Origin of the sequence: Acinetobacter sp. AR2-3 (genome assembly GCF_001878775.1) — a bacterium.
GTDB lineage: Bacteria > Pseudomonadota > Gammaproteobacteria > Pseudomonadales > Moraxellaceae > Acinetobacter > Acinetobacter lwoffii_D.
The window spans coordinates 63,702-88,436 of record NZ_MJIQ01000028.1 but is presented as its reverse complement, the minus strand read 5'-3'; the positions used below and the strand labels follow the sequence as shown (position 1 = coordinate 88,436).

At 46.3% G+C, this 24,735-nt stretch carries 18 protein-coding genes; 6 read left to right on the top strand and 12 right to left on the bottom strand.

Annotation, left to right across the window (positions count from 1 at the left end; translation table 11 throughout):
• Positions 1–23 precede the first annotated feature (23 nt).
• The 7 genes from BFN00_RS03660 to BFN00_RS03630 all read right to left on the bottom strand — a co-directional run bounded on the left by BFN00_RS03660 (position 24) and on the right by BFN00_RS03630 (position 6,184).
• Complete coding sequence (locus tag BFN00_RS03660; RefSeq protein WP_071850489.1) at positions 24–341, bottom strand: hypothetical protein; 318 nt, start codon at positions 339–341, stop codon at positions 24–26.
• Positions 342–401: 60 nt separating this feature from the next.
• Positions 402–1,481, bottom strand: coding sequence for a patatin-like phospholipase family protein (locus BFN00_RS03655; RefSeq protein ID WP_071850488.1), 1,080 nt, complete (start codon positions 1,479–1,481; stop codon positions 402–404).
• A gap of 90 nt (positions 1,482–1,571) precedes the next feature.
• Positions 1,572–1,994 (bottom strand): hypothetical protein, encoded by a 423-nt coding sequence (locus tag BFN00_RS03650; protein ID WP_071850487.1) that lies wholly within the window; start codon positions 1,992–1,994, stop codon positions 1,572–1,574.
• Between the two features lie 72 nt (positions 1,995–2,066).
• Entirely contained in the window at positions 2,067–3,686 is a 1,620-nt protein-coding gene (locus BFN00_RS03645; RefSeq protein ID WP_071850486.1) for an ABC1 kinase family protein, read from the bottom strand.
• A gap of 12 nt (positions 3,687–3,698) precedes the next feature.
• Positions 3,699–4,376, bottom strand: a complete 678-nt coding sequence (locus BFN00_RS03640) for a ubiquinone biosynthesis accessory factor UbiJ (protein WP_071850485.1) — start codon at positions 4,374–4,376, stop codon at positions 3,699–3,701.
• Positions 4,377–4,388: 12 nt separating this feature from the next.
• Complete coding sequence (gene ubiE / locus BFN00_RS03635) at positions 4,389–5,333, bottom strand: bifunctional demethylmenaquinone methyltransferase/2-methoxy-6-polyprenyl-1,4-benzoquinol methylase UbiE (protein WP_004647333.1); 945 nt, start codon at positions 5,331–5,333, stop codon at positions 4,389–4,391.
• 146 nt (positions 5,334–5,479) lie between these two features.
• Positions 5,480–6,184 (bottom strand): DUF8198 family protein, encoded by a 705-nt coding sequence (locus BFN00_RS03630; protein ID WP_044111768.1) that lies wholly within the window; start codon positions 6,182–6,184, stop codon positions 5,480–5,482.
• A 205-nt stretch (positions 6,185–6,389) separates the two neighbouring features.
• On the opposite strand from BFN00_RS03630, the gene pap reads away from it, so the two are divergent.
• Positions 6,390–7,808 carry a polyphosphate:AMP phosphotransferase gene (gene pap / locus BFN00_RS03625; RefSeq protein ID WP_082180548.1) on the top strand — a complete coding sequence of 473 codons (1,419 nt, stop codon included), beginning with the start codon at positions 6,390–6,392 and terminating at the stop codon, positions 7,806–7,808.
• Positions 7,809–7,862: 54 nt separating this feature from the next.
• Here pap and BFN00_RS03620 read toward each other — a convergent pair whose 3' ends face one another.
• Complete coding sequence (locus BFN00_RS03620) at positions 7,863–8,363, bottom strand: hypothetical protein (protein WP_004278581.1); 501 nt, start codon at positions 8,361–8,363, stop codon at positions 7,863–7,865.
• Positions 8,364–8,540: 177 nt separating this feature from the next.
• Between BFN00_RS03620 and BFN00_RS03615 the strand changes: the two genes are divergently transcribed.
• The 5 genes from BFN00_RS03615 (at position 8,541) to pnp (ending at position 21,743) form a co-directional block, all read left to right on the top strand.
• Positions 8,541–12,251 carry an exodeoxyribonuclease V subunit gamma gene (locus tag BFN00_RS03615; RefSeq protein WP_071850483.1) on the top strand — a complete coding sequence of 1,237 codons (3,711 nt, stop codon included), beginning with the start codon at positions 8,541–8,543 and terminating at the stop codon, positions 12,249–12,251.
• A gap of 4 nt (positions 12,252–12,255) precedes the next feature.
• Positions 12,256–16,380: a UvrD-helicase domain-containing protein gene (locus tag BFN00_RS03610; RefSeq protein WP_071850482.1), complete on the top strand. Its 4,125-nt coding sequence runs from the start codon at positions 12,256–12,258 to the stop codon at positions 16,378–16,380.
• A gap of 71 nt (positions 16,381–16,451) precedes the next feature.
• Complete coding sequence (recD, locus tag BFN00_RS03605; RefSeq protein ID WP_071850481.1) at positions 16,452–18,233, top strand: exodeoxyribonuclease V subunit alpha; 1,782 nt, start codon at positions 16,452–16,454, stop codon at positions 18,231–18,233.
• 892 nt (positions 18,234–19,125) lie between these two features.
• The gene (rpsO, locus tag BFN00_RS03595) at positions 19,126–19,395 is read left to right on the top strand and encodes a 30S ribosomal protein S15 (protein WP_004278577.1); all 270 of its coding nucleotides are present in this window, start codon (positions 19,126–19,128) and stop codon (positions 19,393–19,395) included.
• A gap of 260 nt (positions 19,396–19,655) precedes the next feature.
• Positions 19,656–21,743, top strand: coding sequence for a polyribonucleotide nucleotidyltransferase (gene pnp, locus BFN00_RS03590; RefSeq protein WP_171054287.1), 2,088 nt, complete (start codon positions 19,656–19,658; stop codon positions 21,741–21,743).
• Between the two features lie 138 nt (positions 21,744–21,881).
• Here pnp and BFN00_RS03585 read toward each other — a convergent pair whose 3' ends face one another.
• The 4 genes from BFN00_RS03585 to hslO form a co-directional block, all read right to left on the bottom strand.
• Positions 21,882–22,145 (bottom strand): HP1242/YdcH family protein, encoded by a 264-nt coding sequence (locus tag BFN00_RS03585; RefSeq protein ID WP_004729352.1) that lies wholly within the window; start codon positions 22,143–22,145, stop codon positions 21,882–21,884.
• Positions 22,146–22,234: 89 nt separating this feature from the next.
• Positions 22,235–22,564 carry a chaperone modulator CbpM gene (locus tag BFN00_RS03580; protein WP_004278573.1) on the bottom strand — a complete coding sequence of 110 codons (330 nt, stop codon included), beginning with the start codon at positions 22,562–22,564 and terminating at the stop codon, positions 22,235–22,237.
• A 484-nt stretch (positions 22,565–23,048) separates the two neighbouring features.
• Positions 23,049–23,510 (bottom strand): DUF2147 domain-containing protein, encoded by a 462-nt coding sequence (locus tag BFN00_RS03575; RefSeq protein WP_005102907.1) that lies wholly within the window; start codon positions 23,508–23,510, stop codon positions 23,049–23,051.
• Between the two features lie 321 nt (positions 23,511–23,831).
• The gene (hslO, locus tag BFN00_RS03570; RefSeq protein ID WP_004278571.1) at positions 23,832–24,707 is read right to left on the bottom strand and encodes an Hsp33 family molecular chaperone HslO; all 876 of its coding nucleotides are present in this window, start codon (positions 24,705–24,707) and stop codon (positions 23,832–23,834) included.
• Between the last annotated feature and the right edge of the window lie 28 nt (positions 24,708–24,735).

The following is a 24,735-nucleotide window of genomic DNA, read 5'->3' as shown; positions in this document are numbered from 1 at the left end:
TCGGGAGGTTTTTTATTGGATTGTTATGAATTGATCATCGGCACAATCCAGCTAGTAATAATCAGCAAAATACCGAGATGCCCCAATTTTCGTGTCACATAGACCAACTTAGACGGTGGCTGTTCCAGTCGTTTTGCATATTCTTCCATGCTAATGCCGGGCTTGCCTTTACTGGTAAATAAAAATACCGCCAGGTCGATACAGATCAGAATCGTACCGATATCAGCGACCAGCTCCATCAGGACAAAATTCTGGCGATACAGCGACATGCTGACGCTATAAATCAGATAAATGGCAAAGGCCAGACACAGGTATTGCAGGACAACTAAAAACTTCTGCATAAATCTCAACAGTTCACAAAATTAAAGCAATTATACAAATAATCGGGCAGCTGCGGCCAATTACAAGGCTTGCATCACCTCAGCAAAATTCTGCTTCTCGACCAGTTCAAGAAATTCATCACCCAGACGCTGACTTTCCGCAATACATTGCTTCCACAGCTGGATCCGTTGGGTTTGATCCAAACCTTTTAAGTTAAAGTCTTTACGATCAGGCAAACGACCCAAAGGCAAACTTTGCAGATATTGCTGCGATGGAGAAAGCAGCAAAGTTCGTGCCTGATTTTCTGGATTTGAGGTACGTTTAAATAACTTGTCGAACCAGCCGGGGGTAATGCTATCGGTAAAATGTGGATACAGCACAATGCCTTTGCTCTGAAAGGGCAGGTCAATGTGATAATCAATCAGGCCACCATCGCGATAATAACCCTGCGGCGCATCCGGAATATTGTTCACCGCTGCCATCACCCCGGGAATAGACGCTGAAGCCATCAACCAGGACAACACACTCTGTTCGGTTAGTGCATGATAATGCGTGGTAAATCCATCTTCAGCGATTTTAAACTGCTCACCCGTATTCGGCTGGCTGATTACACGTTGCATGAAATGACGGCTGTGCCGGCGCGCGACTGCGGTCGTTCCAAGAATTCCAGCCACAGAAGCCAACAACGGCAATGCCTTGTCACTCTGGAAAATGTGTTGGGCTTTAATTGAAATGACTGCGAGATGATAATCTGGATGATTGACCAGATCGTTTTCTTTGCCTTGTACCAGATCCAGCAGCATGCCACGGCAAACTTCGCTGACATCCTGACGGGTCATTTTTTTATGAAAATAGAGGTTGGTATACAGCTCACCCAAACGTTCGGTTCCCTGTTGAACTCCATGTGCAGCCATACTGGCAAAACGCCAGCTGCCAATCGAAGAACCCACCAAAGTTCTACGCTGAGGTGCACGTGGAAAAAACTCACCAAAAATCGCCTGATCCAGTCCTTGGATCCCGATGCCTTTGGGGCCGCCTGCCGCACCGGGCACGATATCGACCTGTTCGGGTTGCAAACCTTGTTCCAGAATCAGCTCACGTGCCAGATGGCCAGCACGAATCGTGAGCGCAGGCGCACGTTTTTGTAAAATCTGTACCATGGTTGAACCTATACCAGTCAAATGTGTGCTTATTTTAAGCGATAGGTTTAAAGACCCAATGGCAAGATATGTCCTAAGGTGACTTGAGAGTCATGGCATCGGGTTGATGTAAGTGTGCATGAGTTCTTTATTGCGTAAATTTAAAAAAGGTAGATTAAATGAAATAATCAAAAGCGTGGTTATAGGATAGCTTGGCCAGTAAAAAGCATGAATTAGAAAGAAACTACCTGCAAGACCTATCCATATTTTTAAAGCTAGTATTAGCTGTGTTTGTCGTAGACAGAATAGAAATAACAACGGAAGCAGGTTAAAGCTGACAATGAGCCAGAAATAGTCACTATGAATCAGGCGGTAGAATGTGGTATTGGCAGCAGGGGACCATGCAAGCCAATGGGCTGTTTGGTTGATATAGAAAAAAATATCTATCCATGTTGGGAAGCTGTAAAGTAGTGCAGTGAGAAAGGTTTTTTGTCTATTCTGGCGATACAGTGCCCATAAAAAACTATATTTCATTTGGATATTCTTGCTTTATTTTTTCAATAATTTAAGCATAAAAAAGCCTGACGAATCAGGCTATTTAAAAAATTATTTCGCAATTCGCCAGACGGCAAGCACACTTGCCAACACAATCAGAATCACCGACACAAACCACGGTGAAATAATGGCAATCGCCAGCAGAATCGCCATGATACTGCCAAACATCCAGCTACGTTTTTGCTGATGTTCCATTTGCAGGCGCATACTTTGTAATTCATTGAGCTGTTTGGCATGCCAGGCCGACTGGTTTTTTAAACCGTTTAAGCTGTCGATCATCAGGGTCGGTAAATCCTGCGCCCCTAACAGCAGATCCGGGATTTTCTGTCCCAGTTCTTTAAGGTTCTTTTGCGGATTCATCTGGGCCTTGATCCAGTCCGTCAGGATCGGTTTGGCCAGACTCCAGATATCCAGTTCAGGATACAGGTCGGTTCCTAAACCCTCGACATGCACCAAAGTTTTTAGTAGCAACATCAATTGAGGTGGAATTTCCAGATGGAAACGACGCGCGATGTCCATGACTTCAATCAGAATGCCGGCAAAGTCCAGTTCATGCATCGGTTTGGACACCATCGGCCCCACACTGCGGCGCATTTCACGGGCCAATGCATCCTGATCAGTCCCCGGTGGAATCCAGCCAGCCTGATGCACCACCTGAATCAGCTGCATAAAGTCACTGTTCATGACCGCCAGTAGCATGCGTGCTACGGTCATCTGGTCGTGTTTGGACAGTTCGCCCATAATCGCGCAGTCCAGCGCAATAAAACGCGGATTGGCTGGATTGATGGTTTCTACAAAGACATTTCCCGGATGCATGTCAGCATGGAAGAAGTTATCGCGGAAGACCTGAGTAAAGAAGATGGTTAGGCCTTTACGCGCCAGATCGGCACGATCCATGCCCAACCGGTCAAAGGTCGCGATATCTGAAATCGGCACCCCGGTAATGCGCTCGGCTACCAGCACGTCTTTGCTGTCCATGTAAATTTCCGGCACATACATCATGCTCGAGCCGGTAAAATGATGGCGCATACGGCGGGTATTGTCCGCTTCCAGCGTCAGGTCTAGTTCATTCAGAATGATCTGTCGATAATCCTGAATGATTTCCGACAGGTGCAATGCGCGGGCAGCTTCCAGACGTTTTTCCAGAAATTGACCGAGCCATTCCAGAATTTCAAAATCCTGCAAAATCTGCTGGCGAATATTCGGGCGGGTGACTTTAACCACCACTTCACGGCCATCATGCAGGGCAGCCGTATGCACCTGAGCAATCGAAGCTGCAGCCAGTGGCTGGGTATCGAAACGCGCGAATAGGGTATTTACATCAGCTTTCAGGGATTCCTGAATGCGCATCTTGGCCACGTCATTATCAAACGGCTTGACCCGGTCTTGTAGCAAGACCAGTTGCTGTAAAACTTCAGGTGGAATCAGGTCACGGCGGGTCGAGAGCAGTTGACCGAGCTTGATCGCCAACGGCCCCATTTCTTCTAAAGCCAGTTTCAGCTTGAGCGGATTTTTACGTTCACGACTGGACCAGGCAGCCGGATGCATCCGGATGAGGGACAGCACATGCCGGGATTTTTCTGGTAATTCTTCCGCAGGAAACAACGTGTCGAGTCGATAGTGCGCGGCGATGCGCCAAAGTTCGAGTAAACGTGAAACATGCGGAATCATAAAGCTGTGTACCTAGTCTTGAGTAGAATTGTTTGAGGCATCAATTTGAGCCTGAAGCTGATGGATTTTTGCTTCAACCCGATCTAAATTTTGATTCAGGATACGGGTGTCCTGATTCAGGTCATCCATTTGCCAGCGTGGGGCAAACAGACCACTGTCTTCTTTTAAGGCATCTTCAGCAAAGAATAATTGACTTTGCAGGGTGCGTTTTAGCTGCTTGGGCAGCAGTTGCAATTTGCCAATTTCATGCGCCAGCGTCGGGCCAATCCAGGGACTTAAGTGCGCTGCCAGATCCAGTTCCGCCTGTTGCATGATGCGCTGGATTTCCTGCAATAACTTGTAGTCGCCTTGCAATGGAATATTGCCGACTTCATCGGAAAGCAGCAGCTTGAGTAATTCCACCACATTGCTGACCTGCAAGGTTGCGGTCGCTTCAAGGACTGTCGCGGAACTTGCGTCAAATGGACGTTGTTCAAAGACCGAAGGTGTTTCGGTATGACCGGTTGCCGTTGGTTCCAGACGAACTTTGCCTTCATCAAAAAACACATCAACCGAAAGCTGCGGCGAGGCGATCACCACCCGCAGCATTTTGCCGGACAGGGCATTCAGCTGGATGCGGGTAATGGCATCCAGATCAATCACATGATGAATCACGCGTTCAACAGCACCGAGTGCCAGAATTGACCACATAGGCAAGGAACCTTAAAGTTTGAAACCGCGGTGAACCGCAACAATCCCACCAGTCAGGTTGTGATAGTCACAATTCTGGAAGCCGGCATTTTCCATCATACCTTTCAGGGTGCGCTGGTCCGGATGCATACGGATCGATTCAGCCAGGTATTTATAGCTTTCTGCATCATTGGCAATGATTTTACCCATGATTGGCAATGCCGTGAACGAATAAAGGTCATACAGCTTAGAGAATGGCTCAAACACTGGTTTAGAAAATTCTAGCACCAGTAAACGGCCACCTGGCTTAAGGACGCGGTACATCGCAGCCAGTGCCGCATCTTTATCGGTCACGTTACGTAGACCGAAAGAAATGGTCAAAAGATCAAAGCTGTTGTCTGCAAATGGTTCTAAGGTTTCGGCATTGGCCAAAACGAAATCGACATTGGTACAGCCCGCATCAATCAGACGGTCACGACCGACATTCAGCATGGATTCGTTAATATCAGACAGTACCACATGACCTGTCGGACCAACTTCACGGCTAAAGACTTTAGCCAAGTCGCCAGTACCACCCGCGATATCCAGCACATGCTGGCCACGGCGTACACCTGACATATTGATTGCAAAACGCTTCCACAGGCGATGAATACCAAAAGACATCAGGTCATTCATAATGTCGTATTTGCTCGCCACCGAGTGGAACACTTCTGCGACTTTCTGGGCTTTTTCTTCGCTGTTAACAGTTTGATAGCCGAAGTGTGTGGTTGAGCCGACGTTACCGGTATTGGCACCACGCGGCAGATTATATTTAGGCACAGTACCCGTCACAGGCGTGTCAGTCAGACGTTGTTCTAAGGATTGTTGCTGACCTTGCGGGGTGCCTTGTGGAAGGGGTTCAGTTAAGAATGGGCTCACTTTGTCTGTCTGTTGTGCCGACTCGGGGGTAGGGGTAGGCGTTGTATTTTCATTCGACATTGGAGTCACTCCTAACATATCAATCGGGTTAATCTTGCATTGTCTGCATCATGACAGATTCTAAAGGCTTATTCAGCAATCATGATGCAATTGTTATGAATAATATACAGAAAAATTCACGCTTGGCAGAAATACTCATCGGGTATTTACTGAAACGGTAGCGGATCGCCAGAATGTACTTTATCGATAATCTGGCGTTCGGTTGCCGTGAACGTGCGTACAAATTTTTCTGCCGATTTGAGTGGCTTCATGGCCAGAAAACCATCCTGCATAAATTCATACATCACCTGAAAGTTATATTTATTCGCCGCGCCTTTACACATTTTAAAGGCCGTATAGACCACAAATGAACGCATGTATTTATCCAGACTCATGCCGAGCTGATCCAGCAGAGCCAACTGTTTCAAGCGTGCTTCACCCTGATCCAGCTTCAAATAGGTCAGGCGCATCATCTCGTCAGTCAGCGGTTCATGCGGATGATAATCCTGTAATAACTGAATCGCGACCTGTTCATCCAGCTGTACCGCCAGAATAGCCAGCTCTACACCTGAGGTGCCGGTTTTAATGGCATTTTCCGGAATAACTTTTTCTGCTTTATGCGCATATTTCATCAGCCGGGCAATCTGTTCTGCCAGCGCATCAAATTCAGCACCGCCGTAGAGACGGTTCAGGAAATATTCGGACATCAACAGGTTTTGTTTTTCAGCAAAATGGGCGCGATGAGTGCGCTGCATGCGGACTTTCTGCCAGGCCTGCACATCCTGTAAACGGCTTAAAATGTCAGGCCGGGTGTGATAAGCCAGTTGATAATAATGCGCTAACAGATCATCGAGTACGGCAAGTTTGGACATGAGGCTTCAATTATGATTGGAGGATGCAAGAATCTTAGAGGCTGCCGGACAATCCTGCTATGACAAATTGAACAGAGATCGGGCATTTGTATGTCAATCTGTTGTTTAAATAGCCAATTTAATCGTGTGAAAAACGTTGCCAGAGCTATTTTTTCGCTGAAACTCCTCGCTATACTGCAAATAGAATAAAAGATCAGGGTTGAAGATACGTATGGAACAACCACAATTTCAGTTAATGGATGAAGATCAGCTGTCTGTCGAGCTGATTGATGCCCAATATAATTTAAAAAAGACCCGGGGCCAGAAAAATGCCAAAAGTCTGGTGATTCTGGTGAATGGCATTGAGCTAGCCGGCAAAGGTGAAGCGGTTAAACAGCTACGTGAATGGGTCGATCCGCGCTATTTGCGCGTGAAAGCCGATAAGCCTCAGCTAGCCGGCCCAAAGCAAACCTTGTGGCAACCTTATGCGCGTTTTATTCCAGCTGAGGGCCAGATCATGGTGCTGTTTGGTAACTGGTATAGCGATCTGCTCGGCAGTGCCATGCAAGCTGAAAGCCCGCTGAGTGATGCACAGTTTGATGAATATCTGCAAGAGATGCAGGCCTTTGAACAGGACCTGAAAAATAACCATGTGGATGTGATCAAGGTCTGGTTTGACCTGTCCTGGAAAGTCTTGCAAAAACGCCTGGATGCCATGGATCCGAGTGAAACTCACTGGCATCAACTGCATGGTCTGGACTGGCGCAATCGCAAAGAATATGACACCTTGCAGCGCCTGCGTCAGCGCTTTACCGAGGACTGGTTCATTATTGATGGCGAAGATGAGAAGCAGCGCGACCAGCAATTTGCCCAGTATATCCTGAGTGCCTTGAAACATTGTCCGGATCATCCTGCCAGAGCCAAGGGAAGATGGAAACAGGCCAAGATTCCCGAGCAGTTAAAACATCCTTCCAAGACTCAAGCCCAGCCAGAAGATTACAAACCGGAACTAAAAAAATTAACCGCGAAGGTCGCCAAAGCCATGCGTTCCGATTCGCGTAATGTGGTGATTCTGTTTGAAGGTATGGATGCTGCCGGCAAGGGCGGCGCAATCAAGCGAATTGTCAAAAAACTCGATCCACGTGAATATGAAATTCATACCATTGCTGCACCAGAAAGATTTGAGCTGAGCCGTCCCTATTTATGGCGCTTCTGGACCAAGCTGCAAACTGATGATGATATCTGTATTTTTGACCGTTCCTGGTATGGGCGGGTATTGGTAGAACGGGTAGAAGGATTGGTCAGTGCGGTGGAATGGCAGCGTGCTTATGATGAAATTAACCGTTTTGAACAGAGTCTGGTCAAGCATCAAACAGTGATTGTGAAAATCTGGCTGGCAATCTCCAAGGACGAACAGGCAGCACGTTTCAAGGCGCGTGAAGATACACCGCATAAGCGTTTTAAAATTACCGAAGAAGACTGGCGTAACCGGGAGCGCTGGGACGACTATCTGAAAGCGGCAGCCGATATGTTTGAACATACTTCGACCGAGGAAGCGCCCTGGCATATTATTGCGACCGATGATAAGAATACCGCGCGGGTCGAGGTGTTAAAGGCTATTTTAAAACAGCTTCAGGCAGAATAATCTGCCTGAAGTAAGAGTGTCTAGAGGGCTGCAAAAATTCAGCTCACCCGGATTTTAACCTTGCGCCACCTGTTTTTGCTGGATATTTTTAGCTGCACGGTAGCATTCCTCTACATGTGCTTCAGCAATCTTTTTCATGACAAAATAGCCCAGACTTGCCGCCACCAGTTGGCCGCCCAGCGGAATGAATTTTGTGACTTGCTTTGTGATCACTTTCGCTGCAACATTGTTCAAAGATTTTTTAACTGCCGTACGTGCGACCACCAGACCAGAAAATTCTACGCCGCGTTTACGCAACTCATTCCAGTGCACCTGACGGGTTTTTGGATCATAGACACTGATCTGGTCAGGCGCCAGGCCGAAGCGGGCATTGATCTCGGGAATCAATTGCGACAAGATACCGATATCAATGACCACGTCCATAAACGGCACTGGAATAACCGCAGCACCGGCAGAATAATAGGCGCGTTTTTTGGTGAGTTCCAGGCACTCGGCGCGGATTTGTTCTAAATCTAGGCTCGGATCGAGACGTTCAGGAATTTTATCTAATTTCATGGGCACTACCTAAGCTCTATGTTGTTTTTTTCTATTCAAGCATCTTTAAGATGCTTTTTTCAAAGAAATTTTTCGACTGAAGTGTGGTTTTAAAGTGTCATAGAGCGCTCGGGATGTATAGTAAATAATCTTTATCGTTTTGTAGTAAAAACCACATTCAGCAGTTCAGGGGAACCAATGGCCATTCATGTTATTCAGAGTCAACGTATTGATGTGCTTTTGGATAGTATGCTGCGTATTGTCAACCAGACTGCCCGGAATCCATTTGAGGTGTTACAAACCCGGCACTTTATTGTGCCATCTCCGGCAGTAGAAACTTGGCTGACCCAGAAAATTGCCGAGAAAAAAGGTATTAGCGCCAATACCCAGTTTCATCACCGGATTCGCGCCTTTCAATGGACTTCCTATCAGTGGGTATTGAATGCGCCTAAAGAAGTGGAGCAGGTCCGTGAAGCCAATATTCCGCGCATTATCATCAAATGGCGCGTGTTTCAGGCGCTACGAAAATGCATTCTGCCTGAACAGATTCCTTTAGACGTCGATCATCCGCTGTATTCTATTGTGAAGCGGATTTATGACAGTGCTGACCGGCTGGAGCAGGGTACAGAGAAGCAGCTGAAAAAACAGAGCATGCTGTACTGGGTAGCCGAGCAGGTGTCGCGTTTGTTTAGCCATTATATGGATTATCGCGGTTATTGCGCGCGTAACTGTCCTCCAAACAACTGTAGTTGTCCGAGTAACTGGTTAGAGTCCTGGGGGCAGGATATTGCGCTCGATATCGAGCAAATGATCTATAGCCCCAAAGATGAAAATGGCCATGAGATGCAGGTGGCGGATTTTGTCAAGATTCAGGCGCGTGAACTGGAAGCCTGGCAACGCTGGTTGTGGCAGCATGTATTTCAGGATGACTATGCCAAAATCCTGGAGATTGAACGCCTGTATTGGGAGCGGCTGGAGAATGCAGAAACCCGCGCCCAGGCTCTAAAACGACTACCGGCCCAGATTGTGGTATTTAGCCTGCTAGAACTGCCACCCAGCCAGCTGGATTTTTTACGCCGTCTGGGGCAATACATTGATATCTATATTTTTCACTTCAACCCCTCGCAGGAATACTGGGCCGACAGTGTCGATCCGGACTGGAAAGCCAGGTTTGATTTGCAGCGGGAAGAGCGCTTTATTCAGCGTTTTGAAAAGACCCGTCAACGTAAACCGAATGATGCGGAAATAAAAGACTTCAGGATCAAGCAGCTGAACTTTAATGCCGAAGACCGGGAATCGCGGCATCCGCTTCTGACCCGATTCGGCAAGCAGGCACGGGATCATTTTTCTCTACTCTCTAAACTGTCTTCGGGGGAAGAGGGTCTCTGGGCCGATGTCTTTGTCGATGAATATCAAAATAAACTGCTGGCCAAAATCCAGTCAGATATTCTGTATTTACTCGAGCCTGAACAGCATCAATATGCTTTAAGCCCTGACGATGATTCTGTACAGATTCATGTCTGTCATTCTTCATTACGTCAGCTGGAAGTCCTCAAAGAACAGCTGATTCACTGGCTGGTTCAAGGCACTGAAGAAGCGCCGCGTCAACCAAGTGATATTCTGGTGTTGACGCCAAGTCTGAAAGAACTGGAACCAACAATTCGCAGTGTCTTTGCGCCGCCACCGCGGGAGCGTGAAATTGGCAGCAAACGACTGCAGAAAGATAACCTGTATTTACCGATCCAGATTGCCGGAGTGTCGCGTCTGGATGTCAGCAATGCCTGGCGCGCGGTACTGGGCCGGATTCAGTGGGTACGTCGCCGTTTCAGTATTGAGGACTTTGCCGACTGGCTCAGCCTGAATGCGACCCAGCAGTATTATGGTCTGGACTATAGTCAGGTAGAACGGATGTTGCAGTTGCTGACAGATGCTGGCTTTAAACGTGGACTGGACCAGCAGCATTTACAGCAAAGCCTCAGCGCAGGCGATGAGGATTACCGGTTTAGCTTTAAATTCGCCCTGGACCGTCTGGCGTTGGGTCTGGCGATTCCTGAACATACCCTGTTTCAGGACACCTTGAGTTATGCCAAGGTTCTGACCAGTGATTTTCCCTTGATATCCAACCTGATCCGGATTTATCAAGATCTGGTAGAGCGCCGTGACTGGCTGACTTTACATGAAACTGGACAACGCACGCCAGTCAAAACCTGGCTGGAATATCTGCGCGCCGATCTGAATGAATTTCGTGACGCTGGAGTAGAATCGCTCAAAACCGTTGCCGAAATTATCGACAAGCAAATGCGGATGCTGACCTTGGCCGATTATCATGACCAGGATGATCCGCATGCCAGTCAGGAACTGGTGGCACTCAGTCTGCCTCTGCCTTATGTGCTGGAAGAAATTCAGAATACCCTGGAGATGCAGCTGGATCAGGCCGAACCGACCGGACAGATTACTTTTAGCCAGATTGGTCAGATCCGGCCATTGCCTTATAAACTGGTGGTGATGCTGAATCTGGATAGCGGTAAATTTCCGAGCCGTAATCAACAGGTTCCGTTTGACCTGATGCGCAGCCTGAAGCCGCAACTCGGTGACCGTTCCCGTCTGGATGACGAGCAGGGCGCCTTTCTGGATGCCTTGCTGCTGGCACAGGAAAATCTATGGCTGTTCTATAATGGCTTTGATCTGGAGGATGGTGAGGCTCGTGATCCATCCACTGCCTTGCAGGAACTGGTTCAGCATATCGCGCTGATCTGCCAGTCTGAACAGCCGGATGCCGAAGTCGATCCGATGGTGGATATTCATGGTCTATCGGTCGCTCAACATATCCAGCAGCTTTATCATGTACATCCCTTACAGCCTTTTGATCCAGCCGGATTCGCAGATATGCAGACACCACGTTATCAGGATCAGTGGTTTGCAGTGGCAGAATATATCCGCAGCGCCGAAGGCAAACGCAGCAGCTGGATTAATGCACATTATCCGGCACTAGAACAAAAAGAAATCCGGGTACTCAAAGGTGATGAATGGATCCGCGATATGATTTTCCCGGCACGTCTATTCCTGAAAAGTGTCGGGGTTTCCACGATTCGCTATGCCGATTTGCCGAGTTCCCGGGAACCCTTATTATTGAACAAGCTGGAACAGTATCAGGTGCGGGATTTCCTGTTACAACAAGAGCAGGAGATTGAGCCAAACCTGATGCTAGACCGTTTGCCGGTGGGCAAAACCCAGCAAGCCACCTGGCTGGGCAGCCAGCAGGAACAGCAGTTATTGCAAGAACGTTTGCTACAGTTGGGCAAAGAACTGACGCCAGTCACCCAACAATCCCTGCAGTTCAGTCCTGAACTGATCATTCATATAAACGTGCCTCAGGTTCCACACAGCAGCTACTGGCTGAGTATGCAATCCTCTTCGGCCTCGGAAAAACGCCGTGCCCAGATCTGGCTGGAGTATCTGCTATGGCTGGCTTACTTGAATGACGATGCACGCTCACCAGAACTGGAGCGCATTGTCATTTTCAGTAATAAAACCCTGAAGTTTTCTGGCTTGAGTTCGAGCAAGGCACATGAGTATTTGCAGCTCTGGTTAAAGGCCTGGGAAATTGGTCAACAGCAGCCGCTGGTCTTGCCGGCAGAATTACTGATGAAAAAAGAGTGGCAGTGGGCCGAGAATGAACAGGGTAAAATGACCATTGTGGAAATGCAGGAATTGTTGGAAGCCTGGAACAACAGTTATAGTCCTAAAACAGCTAAGCCATTGACTTCGAATGAATCTAGTGTCTTGCATCAGGATTGGCAATTTATTTTGCAAGATCAGGATCCGGATCTGGCCTTGCAAAACTGCTGTCATGATTTTGCCCATGGCCTGTATGCACCAATTCATCAACATCTGGAATGGGTGAAATAGCCGTATGACTTTCTTAAAGCAGCAGACGCAAACAGCCATTTCTACCAATCCGATTCAGGACATGAAGTTTCGGGGCCTACACTGGATTGAAGCCTCGGCAGGCACCGGCAAGACCTATACGCTATCCAGTCTGATGGTGCGGATTTTTCTGGACCAGTATTATCCGCATCAGGTGATTGCGACGACATTTACCCGTAAGGCCACGGCTGAACTGAAAAACCGGGTACGGCTTCGCGTCGAGGAAACGCTGGCTTATATCCAGCGTCATCAGCAGCTCAATTCAGTTGAAATCGCAGCAAAAATCCAGAATGAAACCGATCCTTTATTTCAGCAGGTACTGAAAGATTATGGTTCACGGCTGGATTATGCCCGTCGCCGTTTACGTCTGGTGCTAAACCAGCTGGATGAACTGTTTGTCGGCACCCTGGACAGCTTTAGCCAGAAACTGTTACGTGAATTTGCCTTTGAAAGTGGCAAGATTGAACGTGCAGAACTGACCGAAGATCAGGATCTGTATATTCAGCAGCTGATTCATGATGTGCTGCGTGACTGGATTCAGCAGCAGCCGCAATATATGGTCAATCATCTGTATGTTCAAAATCTGCTGAAACCGGTGGAGCATTATACCGGGCTGGTGCGTGATGCCCTGAATTTCAGCAAGCAGCATTTCCGCAAGATCGAACTGGCTGAATGTGACCTGAACAAATTGGAAGCCTGCATCAGTCAATTAGTGAGTATTCAGGAGCATGATCTTGCCGTCATGCGGCGTTATTGTCAGGAAAGTCCGAAGTATTTTCACAAGAGTTTTTTGACCAAGTTAACCGAAATTTGTGAAAACTTTATGACCTGGAGCGCAGCCCTGAAAAATCAGGGTGGCATGAGTTTCTTTGATGCTGAATTGCAGCCGATTTTACTGAATCTGTGCCATTTGCGCCGCAAGAAAACCGATTTCCAGCCGACCACTCAGGTCTTTAACAAAAGCTGTCCGGATGCAGAGCAGCAGCTGATTTTGCAACATAGTCTGATCGTGGCAATTGATGCGCTGTGTGAGGTCAAACAGTATCTGGATGAGCAGCTGCAACAGCTTACGACCTATCTGGAATTTCATATTATTCAAAGTGTGCAGACCCGTTTGCCACAAACCTTGCAGCAGCAGGGTGAAACCACTTTTTCCCAGCAAATTCGTACATTGGCGGAAGCATTGCAAGGCCAGCAGGGACAGCGTTTTGCCCAGTTTGTACAGGCACGTTATCCGCTGATTCTGGTCGATGAATTTCAGGACACCAATCAGGATCAGGATGATTTGCTGGCCAAGATCTGGCGTGATGCCAACCGGGTGCAGTCCGGCTGCATGATTATGGTCGGTGATCCGAAACAGGCAATTTACGGTTTCCGTGGCGGCGATATGCTCACCTATAACAAGGCACATGCCGATGTGCTGCATAAACAGGGCCGCGAATATACCCTGATGCAGAACCATCGGTCAGTCAAACCACTCGTAGAAGTGGTTGATGCGCTGTTCCAGCGGCAAATGGATTTTGGCGAACAGGTGCAGTACACCTTGATTCAGGCCGGTAGTCGCCCGCATCCAGATCTGGTCGATATGGGCAGGATCAACCCGCAGCCTTTACGATGGATTCAGCTAGGTGAATCGGACCTGGAGGCAGACCAGGTGGCCTGGAAAATCCGTGCATTGCTGAATCAGTCTGCCCAGCAGCAACTGTACTTTCAGCAGCAAGAGCATCAGCAAAGCCTGAGCGCAGATGATATTGCCGTGTTGGGATTTGGGCATTTTGCTCTGGAACAGGTGAAGCAGCGTCTGCAACGTATGGGTATTCCCTGCTATAAAGAATCCAAACAGAGCGTGTTTGCCAGTCCAATCGCTCAGGATGTCGCGGCAGTATTGACGGCGATCATGGATCCTTTCAATGAGGCCAAGGTCAAGCGGGCTTTACTAACTCGTCTGCTGGGCTTCAATCTGAAAAAACTGATTGATTTGCAAGGCCAGAGTGAAGGCCTCAGTCGCTATATTGCGGATCTGGATATCATTCGGGAAATGTGGTTTGAGAAAGGCTTTTTGACCGCCTGGAATTATGCACTGAACCTGTTTCAGGTCTGGACCAATCTGGTGGCCAGTCAAAGTCTGGACAATGAGCGGGTGGTGGTCAATTTGCGCCATCTGACCGAGATGCTGAGCCAGCAGAGTGAATATTATCAGGGGGCGCAAAAACTCTATCACTGGTATTTGCGCCAGCTTCAGTCACCTTCAGGCAAGGACAGCGAAAAAGAACGCAAGCTGTCTGGGGATCATGGGGTGCAGCTGATGACCATTCATGCCTCCAAAGGGCTGGAATTTAAAGTGGTGTTTTTATTGGGAGCAGATGCTGCTTTTGATGTGAATAAAGGCAATCTGAATTTTTCCCTGTCTGCGTCTGAACAGGACAACATTCTGGAACAATCCCGGGTGATTGCAGTCAATCACAAGAATTTGCATGAGCAGGCGATTCTGCAGAATGCAGCGCGTAATGCTGCCGAAAACCACCGGCTCTGGTATGTGGCGCTGACCCGTGCCAGTCACCGGGTATATGCCATGCTGCAGGATCAAAACGCACAGTCCGATTCGGGGCTGGCCTTCTGGCGTGGTCAGGGAGATCAACTGTTTCAACATGCTTTAAGTCTGGTCGAGCCGCCTCTGTCTCAGGAGCCACCGCGCCTGGTCGAGCAGTCGAACCATCATCAGGTCGACATGCGGGCGCAACCTTTGCCAGAGCGGCAGTTTTATCCGCGAACCAAAACCAGTTTTACGGCTTTGTCACAGCATCAGCTACATGGACATATCTTGCAGGACGATCTGGTCACGGCTTATGAACAGCCCGACAGTGCTGCCGATGAAATTCATTTTACCGGTCTGGAAGAACAGCCAGCAGCTGTGCCCCTAGACTGGATTAGGCTGAATTTTCCTAAAGGCACCGTAGCCGGAACATTCTTGCACAGCATTTTTGAACATATTGATTTTCAGGACAGCAGTTACTGGAATCTGGAAATCCGGCGCCGTTTTAAAAATACCGCACCGCAAATCTGGCAGGAACTGAAAGAAAAATTTGAACAGGCTTTTCATATACGTAGTGTACTAGAACAGGCTTTTTCCCTGCATTATCAGGCCGCTGTGGTGAATCTGCGAACCCTGTTTCAGGCCACAGCTCAGGCAGATTTCAAAGCCGAGGAATTGCGTCATAGTATGCAGCGCGTATTGTCCAGCCTGAACTATAAGTTATTGACCGGAATTCGCCTGCATGACCAAAGTGAAGTTTATCGCCAGCAATGGCAGCAGATGTTTCACTCGGCACAACAGCTCGAGCGTTCAGCTCTGCTGGAATTTTTAAGTCAGTTTAGGGTGTATTTTGATGGGCTGGAGGATGACTCCTTTATCCAGTTTTTTGAACAGGAAGTGGCCCAGCTCACAAGCCCTGCAAGCACTGAATTGCTGAATGTGGACAGTATTTTCCAGACTGCTTTTGAGGGATTGCTGGACGAAATTACAGAAGATATTTTGCTGAATCTGATGCATGACTGGGTACATGACATTCTGGCTACTCCGATTCGGGCAGATTTTGCCTTGGCGCAGCTGGAGGTTAAACAGTATCTGTCAGAATTTCCTTTTTATCTGTCCTTGACCGATGCCCCTTTGCAGATTCGGCAAATCCATCAGCTTTTTCTCGAACATGACATGGTCATGAGCGATTTTAATGAGGCCAAATCGGCGCGATACCTGACCGGTTCCATCGATCTGGTGTATTTCGATGGCCAGCGCTACCATATTGCCGATTATAAAAGTAACTTCCTCGGACCTGATCAACAGCACTATAGCGCTGAAGCCATTCAGCAGAATATGAGTCAGTCCAGTTACTGGTTGCAGGCCGCTTTGTATCTGGTGGCGCTGCATCGGTACCTGAGTGCCAATATGCAGACTTATTCGATTCAGCAGCACTTGGGCGGCGCGACCTATCTGTATTTACGTGGGATGAAGGGACAGGTCCAGCAAGGAGCCTATCATTGGCAACCGGACTCTGAATTTATAGAAAAACTGGATCAAATATTGGGCTATTTTGAGCAGAAAAAATCAGCATGATTTTGCGATTTTATAAGATATATAGAGATTAAACATGAAATTATCCTGTGGATAACTTTGAGGATAACTGTGTGGAAAATGAGCAGAATCACGTGTCACAGCAACATTCCGATTTAATGGCCTGGATTGACTATCTGTGCCAGCCGCCGTTTAGTACGGCTACATTTGATCCGGCAGCAAAAATCTTGATCCAGCAATTACTTGAGGCGATGCAGGCGGGGGATAGCTGTATCGAGGTTGAGCCTCAGCAGGTTGCCTTATTACATAATCTGGTTCTAGACCGCCGTCAGCAGAGTGCAGGAATTGCACCATTTATTTTTGCAGATCAGCATTTATATCTGTACCGCTACTGGCAGCTAGAGCAGGCGGTAGCTGCACATATTGCTCGGATTAAAGCCCAACCGGTGGCCGCCATTGATTTATCTGAACGTGATCGCAGCCTATTGTCAGATCCACAGCAGCAAAAAGCCCTGCATATGGTGGCGCAGCAAGCCTTAAGCATTATTACCGGCGGTCCGGGGACTGGTAAAACCTATACGCTGGCACATATGATTGCGGTCCTGCATGAGGCAATGCCAAATATCCGGATTGCCATGGCAGCGCCTACGGGAAAGGCTGCACAGCGAATGAAAGAAGCGCTGCAAAAAGCCTTGCATAGTGAAGCTCTACAACAGTTTGAGCTAGAAGCATTAAAACAGTTACAACCGGTGACCCTGCATCGCTTACTAGGTCTGGGTACTCGCGGACAGCCACGCTTTCATGCCAAACAACCTTTGCCGTATGATGTGATTGTGGTCGACGAAGCCTCGATGCTGGATTTGAATCTGTCACAGATGTTGCTGGCCGCCGTACCATCTCATGCACGGCTGATTTTACTCGGTGATGCAGACCAGCTCGCCTCTGTGGATGTCGGAACGGTACTGGCAGATTTACAGCAAGTAGCGACTCTGGAGGATAACCGGGTCAATTTAATCACCACGCGGCGTTTTGCGACTGGAGCCAGGATTGGCGCAATGGCGGAGTTTATCCAGCAGAATCATCAGCCTTCTCACGTCTTGCAGAAATTTGAGCAGCAAATCGTGGCAGCCAGTGAGTTACAGGCGATCGATTTGGATCAGGTCGAAATCGACCAGTTGCAGCTACAATATCTGCTCTCGGGCACCGAACAGACCGCGCATAGTTTGAATCAGTATTATGACCAGCTGATGTATGGTTATCAGGCATATGTAGAGGCTATAAAAACACAACGAAACTCGGCTGATTTTGAGCAGTATGTGCAACAGGTGGTCAAAACTTTTGATGATTACCGTATTTTAACGGCAATCCGTTCTGGTGATCTGGGGCTGCTCAAGATCAATCTACAGATTGAACAACGTTTTTTAGCAGCTCAAGGTCAGTTGAAACAGGGCGACTGGTATGTCGGACGACCCGTCATGATGAGCTATAACGACTATCAGTTGGGCCTGTCCAATGGTGATATTGGTATCTGTTTTTTACGTGAGCAATCTGGTCAACGTCAGTTTGAAGTGTATTTCCCGAGTCTGGAAAAATGGGTATTAGCCACCCGTTTACCTAAAAGTATTGAAACCGCTTTTGCGCTGACCATTCATAAATCTCAAGGTTCAGAATTTTCCCATACGGCAGTGGTGCTGGATCAATATGCAAAAAATTTATTGAGCAAAGAGTTGATTTATACTGCAATTACTCGAGCCAAAAAAGTGGTCAGTTTATTGGTAGATTATGATGCTTTTACACAAGCACTTTGTGTTAAAACTACCCGGAAAAGTGGTTTGAGCCAAAAAATCATTGAACAATCTAGTAATTTAATTGGCAAAAATAATCAAATCTTGTAGGTAAAAGCTTACAAGGATTCAGGAAATTGACGCATAGAGCTTTTGCTCGGTTTTTGAGAAGATTGGTTCTACAAAATAACTCAACACGGAAAGTTGAGCATAATCGCATAATGATAATAATAATGTCGGTAGACAGCGAACTTACAGTGAAGTAAGTGAAAGAGGAAACTTACAGCCGCTAAGCCTTGTAGTTTTGGGAGAGACTACAAGGCTTTTTTATATCCTGATTTTTTTATAGGAAGCTTGCTGGATTTTTACCCTAATTTCTTAGCAAAAATTTTCAGCTCTAGCCAGTAAACTTAAGTAAATAGCGTTAAATAAAACAGGAGCTGTGTAACATTATGCAAATTTTCACTTGGTGATGTACGAAATGGCTTACAGTAAAATGAGGCAAATACCTCTAGTTGTCTGGTGGGAATGTGGCAAAATCTACCACACAAGGAAGATGATTTTTCAACAGGATGTTTGAAAATAATAATAAGCGTAAAACGCCATAATAATACAATAAATAATAATGATAAGAGAAAGAACTACAGCGCCAAAAAGCCCGAGTTTACTCGGGCTTTTTTTATCCATTTTTATGGAGAGCAGCTGAAGATTCAAGCGAGCTAAAAGGTTTGTGGGCTTTTCAAAGGAGTTTCTAGATTTAATTCATTCTGGATTTATTTCATTAAAATAATGCAAAACCTGAATCTTTGAGGGACAAGAGTCATCAGATCTGAATTGCATCAATGAGCAGCCAAAACCATGCAAAAATCTGGATCTATTTTTGCAATTTGATGCGTTTTCCCTTAAAATATGCAACTTGCTGTAGTGATGCACGGCAGTCAAGGTTTTGAATTCTCATCACTTTGATTTTTATCAAAATATATAAGCATCTCGGAGAAATCGAATGGCTTTAACTAACGCAGATCGCGCAGAGATCATGGCTAAATTCGCTCGCGCTGAAAACGACACTGGTTCACCAGAAGTTCAAGTAGCTCTTTTAACTGCTCAAATCAATGATTTACAAGGTCACTTTAAAGAGCATAAACACGACCACCATAGCCGTCGCGGTCTAATCCGTATGGTTAACCAACGTCGTAAGCTACTTGACTACCTTAACGGTAAAGACCACGGTCGTTATGTAGCATTGATCGGTGCTTTAGGTTTACGTCGTTAATTCGATTTAAACTTTATTTTCGGGTGTATTGCATGCTTTGTGCTGTATTACTGAAAACTAAAGTCGGCTTAGCTTTGCGCTAAGCCAGTGGAAGGGGCGAATGTTTCGCTCCTTCTTTGTGTTTAAAAATAGTATTTAATCTGGTGAGGTCGGCTTCTAAGCTTTGTCATTTACTCGTCCATATGGTCATGAATGCCAAACCTTAGGGGTCTCCACTAGAATAATTGTTCACAAGAACTAGGAAAAAATAAAACATGTCAATGTTTAATATTATTCGTAAAGAATTCCAATTCGGTCAGCACAACGTTATCCTGGAAACAGGTCGTGTTGCCCGTCAGGCAAACACTGTTGTGATTACCATGGGCGGCGTACAAGTACTTGTTGCTGTTGTGGCACAGCCTAAAGCAAAAGCAGGTCAAGATTTCTTCCCATTAACTGTTAACTACCAAGAAAAGCAATATGCTGCTGGTCGTATCCCGGGTGGTTATGGCAAGCGTGAAGGCCGTCAGTCTGAAGCTGAAACTTTGATTTCACGTCTGATTGACCGTCCAATTCGTCCGTTGTTCCCGGAAGGTTACTTCAACGAAATTCAAGTAACAGCCACTGTTATTTCTTCTGATAAAACAATGGATGCTGACATTGCTGCAATGTTAGGTACATCTGCTGCATTGTCTATCGCTGGTACACCTTTCCGTGGTCCAATCGGTGGTGCGCGCGTTGGCTTAATCAACGGTGAATACATCCTAAACCCGAACCTTGAACAACTTAAAGAGTCTGATCTTGATCTTGTTGTTGCGGGTACTGAAACTGCAGTATTGATGGTTGAATCTGAAGCGAAAGAGCTTTCAGAAGACCAAATGCTGGGCGCTGTTTTGTTCGGTCATGACGAAATGCAAATTGCGATCCAGGCGATCAAAGAATTTGCTGCAGCTGCAGGCGCGGTTGAATCAACTTGGGTTGCTCCAGTTAAAAATGAAGAACTTCTTGGTAAATTGAAAGAAGCATTCGAAGCGAAAATCTCTGAAGCGTACACGATTGCAGTTAAGCAAGACCGTTATGCGGCACTTGACGCGCTTTATGCAGAAGCAGTTGCACAGTTCGTTCCTGAAAATGACGAAACGGGCATTGCAGAAGAAGTAAATGAGCTGTTCGAAGACCTTAAATATCGTACTGTACGTGACAACATCCTGTCTGGTAAGCCACGTATCGATGGTCGTGATACTAAAACTGTTCGTGCAATCGACGTACAAGTAGGTGTTCTAGATCGTGCACACGGTTCTGCATTGTTCACACGTGGTGAAACTCAGGCCTTGGTCACAACGACTTTGGGTAATACACGTGATGCGTTGATGGTTGATACCCTTGCAGGTACAAAAACTGACAACTTCATGTTGCACTACAACTTCCCTGCATACTCTGTAGGTGAAACAGGTCGTGAATCTGGTCCTAAGCGTCGTGAGATTGGTCACGGTCGTTTGGCACGTCGTGGTGTTCAAGCAGTTCTTCCTGCGGCTGATCGCTTCCCGTACGTGATCCGTATCGTTTCTGACATCACTGAATCAAACGGTTCGTCTTCAATGGCGTCTGTATGTGGTGCTTCATTATCATTGATGGATGCTGGTGTTCCACTTAAAGCGCCAGTTGCAGGTATTGCGATGGGTCTAGTGAAAGAAGGCGAGCGTTTCGCAGTTCTTTCTGACATCTTGGGTGATGAAGATCACTTGGGCGACATGGACTTTAAAGTAGCGGGTTCTGCAAACGGTATTACTGCGCTACAAATGGACATCAAGATCGAAGGCATCACTGAAGAGATCATGGAATCTGCATTGAACCAGGCTTATGCGGGTCGTATGCACATCTTGAATGAGATGAACCAGGTGATTTCACGTGCGCGTCCTGAAATTTCGATGCACGCACCGACCTTCCAGGTGATCAACATCAACCCGGATAAAATCCGTGATGTGATCGGTAAAGGCGGCGCGACCATTCGTGCAATTACTGAAGAAACTAAAGCGGCGATTGATATCGAAGATAACGGTACAGTTCGCGTATTTGGCGAAACTAAAGCGGCTGCGCAAGCTGCAGTTGCCAAGATTCAGGCACTTACGGCTGAAATCGAGCCAGGTACAATTTATACAGGTAAAGTGATTCGTATTGTTGAATTCGGTGCGTTCGTAAATATCCTGCCAGGTACTGATGGCTTACTTCACATCTCTCAAATCTCAAACGAACGCATTGCGAACGTGGCAGATGTATTGAAAGAAGGTCAGGAAGTAAAAGTACAGGTTGCGGATGTTGATAACCGTGGCCGTATTAAATTAACGATGAAAGACATCGAACAAGTTTAATTCTTAAAAATATTCACATGGGAAAATTCATGTGAATAACAATAAAAAAGCCCTGAGCTTGATCAAAGTGTTTATTTTGGCTGGCTCAGGGCTTTTTTTATGCTTCAGTATTGGTCTGAATGTGGTGTTCAGTTGATCTCAGGTTAAGGGATCTGCTTCAGAGCTTTTTAACAGACGGTAAATTTCATCTTTTAATTTCAGTTTTTTACGCTTGATCGCCTCAATATCATTGTTGATATGATTGACTGGATCAAGTTCAAGCTGGCTGATTTCTTTGTCCAGCTCATTATGTTCCTCGAATAACTTGGCAAAATAGGGATTTTCCTCGCGAAGTTGCACAATCAAGTCGCGGTATTCGGGAAACATGTATTTGATTTTCTTATTGCAATCTTTGGTTTTCATAGGGATTCTTATACTCTAATCATAAAATTAAATATAAATATGTTCTGATCTGCACTGAAAAATGCAGATCAATAGAACATGAAAAGGATTTACTTGAAGTGCAAATGTTTGACCTCGCGGCGTAACTCCTGCACCTCATCAATGAGGTCGAGCATCATAGCAACGGCGCTAAATGAGGCATCAAAATCACGTTGCAGGCGATAGGCGCGTTGTGCACGCGAGATATCTTCGCCGAGGAAAGTGCTGGTCGGGGTTGTGGAACGATTGGGTAAAATTCCATGTTCAATTAACTGCATGACCCATTCGGGGCTTTGTCCACATGCTTCTGCAAAGTGGATCAAGTCAAATGAACGATCGTCCATAATTTCTGAGGGGGTATAACCGTGGGAAAAACTTTCTTGGTACTGAATCGTAGTCATGGGTCTACTCCTTAAACAGCCAAGTGTGCAAAATCCGGAGAGTGGGAAGGTGCTAAAATAGAACGCTTTCCAACCCTTGGACCTGCAGACTCAGAGTGATGACTCAAATGATCATGAGTGAAGAGTCGGGATGTGCTGGTAGTTGATGAATCAGTCGGTCTGACCGGATCTTTATCAGCAGGATGCGAGGCAAAGAAGGTTAAAGCTGAAGTGGTTTTTATAATTTTATGTGTTATCGACAAAGCGTATTCAATCACTTTCCTGTGTTGAATAGAGGGTGCCATATCAGGGCTGCAAAGCAGACCAAAGGGCAAAATTGAACGAGGCTGAAGATTGATCATCATAAATGGATAAAAAATAACCGTCTTCGATCCATTATTATGACTTTACTTGCCCCAAAACAGTTTTTATTTGTACCTTATTGTTTCAAATCATGACAAAGAAAAAAGCCCCTGATATAGGGGCTTTGAAAATCTTTCTGAAATTAATATTTTACCCAGGTTACACTGCGGCCAATTACCGATACCCCCACATAACCACGCAAGGTCAGACGTTTACCATTAGCACTTAAGCGTGCTTTACCTTTGTAAACTTTGCCACTGATCGGATCAAGCACTTTGCCATCATGGTATTCACGTGGCTTTTTCGGATCTGCCTTAAAATCCCAGATAAACGGCAGGCCTAGAAAAGGCTTGTTCTTAAGCTGACCTGGACATTTATGACAAATTCCCATTTTTTCTGCGCCAGGCAAGCTGCGTGTTTCGACAATCACTCCTTCATAACTGCCATCTGCTTTCTTGCGAATTTCCACATCCGCACGAGAATAACCCGATTGATCATCGATGGTTTTCCATTTACCCAATAACGGATCTTCATAGGCAAAGGCCAGGCTAGAGACTGCGGCCAAACTTATCCCCATTAGTAGAGTATTCAATAATTTTCTCATAACATACCTGTTAAATTGATGATGTATTCATTTTAGAATTATTGCTCTAATTTATTTTAAAAGCATAATTAAATCAAGAGTATGAACTGTGCGGTCTTTCTCATAATTTTTTGAAAATGATGAATATTCAGGTTTTGTTAGTGTGAATAATTTTATAATTTAAAAGGGATTCTTAGATTGGATTTACAGGAGAGTTTGATTCAGGAGGTAGACAGGTTTTCTACTGTAGGGGAATACGCTTTGTTGAGCTCAGTCACCTAGATTTTAAAACATAAAAAAAGCATTCCTGGGAATGCTTTTAAACTTAAGGATTCGAACTGCTTAGCTCAGGTGTTTACCAAATAGGCCCAAGGCTTCTTCAGCAGTAAAAGTATATTGGCTATTACAGAACTGACAGTCCATCTCGATCGGATTCTGGAATTCCAGCGTTTCACGGATCGACTCTATTCCGATTTGCTGTAAAGCGACTGCACAACGCTCTTTAGAGCAGGTACAACCAAACTTCAACACTTCCGTATCTGGCAGACGCACTTCTTCTTCGTTATATAAACGGTACAGAATATCAGTGGCTTGCAAACCGACTAACTCTTCAGTTTTTAGAGTCTCTGTGAGCATGGTCAGACGTGGCCATAGATCTTCATCTACCCGGCGTTGTTCTTCTTCACTATTACGTGGTAACAGCTGAATCAATAAACCACCTGCACGCTGATGGTCGCTCGCCAGCACAATGCGCGTTGGAATCTGTGCAGACAGGTCATAATACTGCATCAGACAGCCCGCCAAATTTTCTTTATCAAGGGGTACAATCCCCTGATAACGCTCGCCAAATTCTGGTTCGATATTGATGAACAGAACCGGAGAGGTGAGTGACTTCAACACGGTACTGCTGTCTTCACCGACCAGAAAGTGCGGATCTTCTTCATAGTCAGCCAAAGCGCGAACTTCACCCAAATGGTTACATTCAGCCATAGCCCATTTAAATGTGCCTGATGCCTGAATTTGCAGGCTGATACGCCCTTTAATCTTCAAGGTGCTGGCAAGCAGTGCAGTGGCACTGAGCATTTCACCTAGCAGGATTTTAACTGCAGGTGCATAGTCACGTTGCGCTAAAATGGTTTGTAAAGCTTCTTCAAGATGCACCACTTCACCACGAACAGGGCTATCTTCAATAAAAAAGCGTTGGCGTAAATCAGACATAAAATTCTCCATAACCCTGCTTTAATAG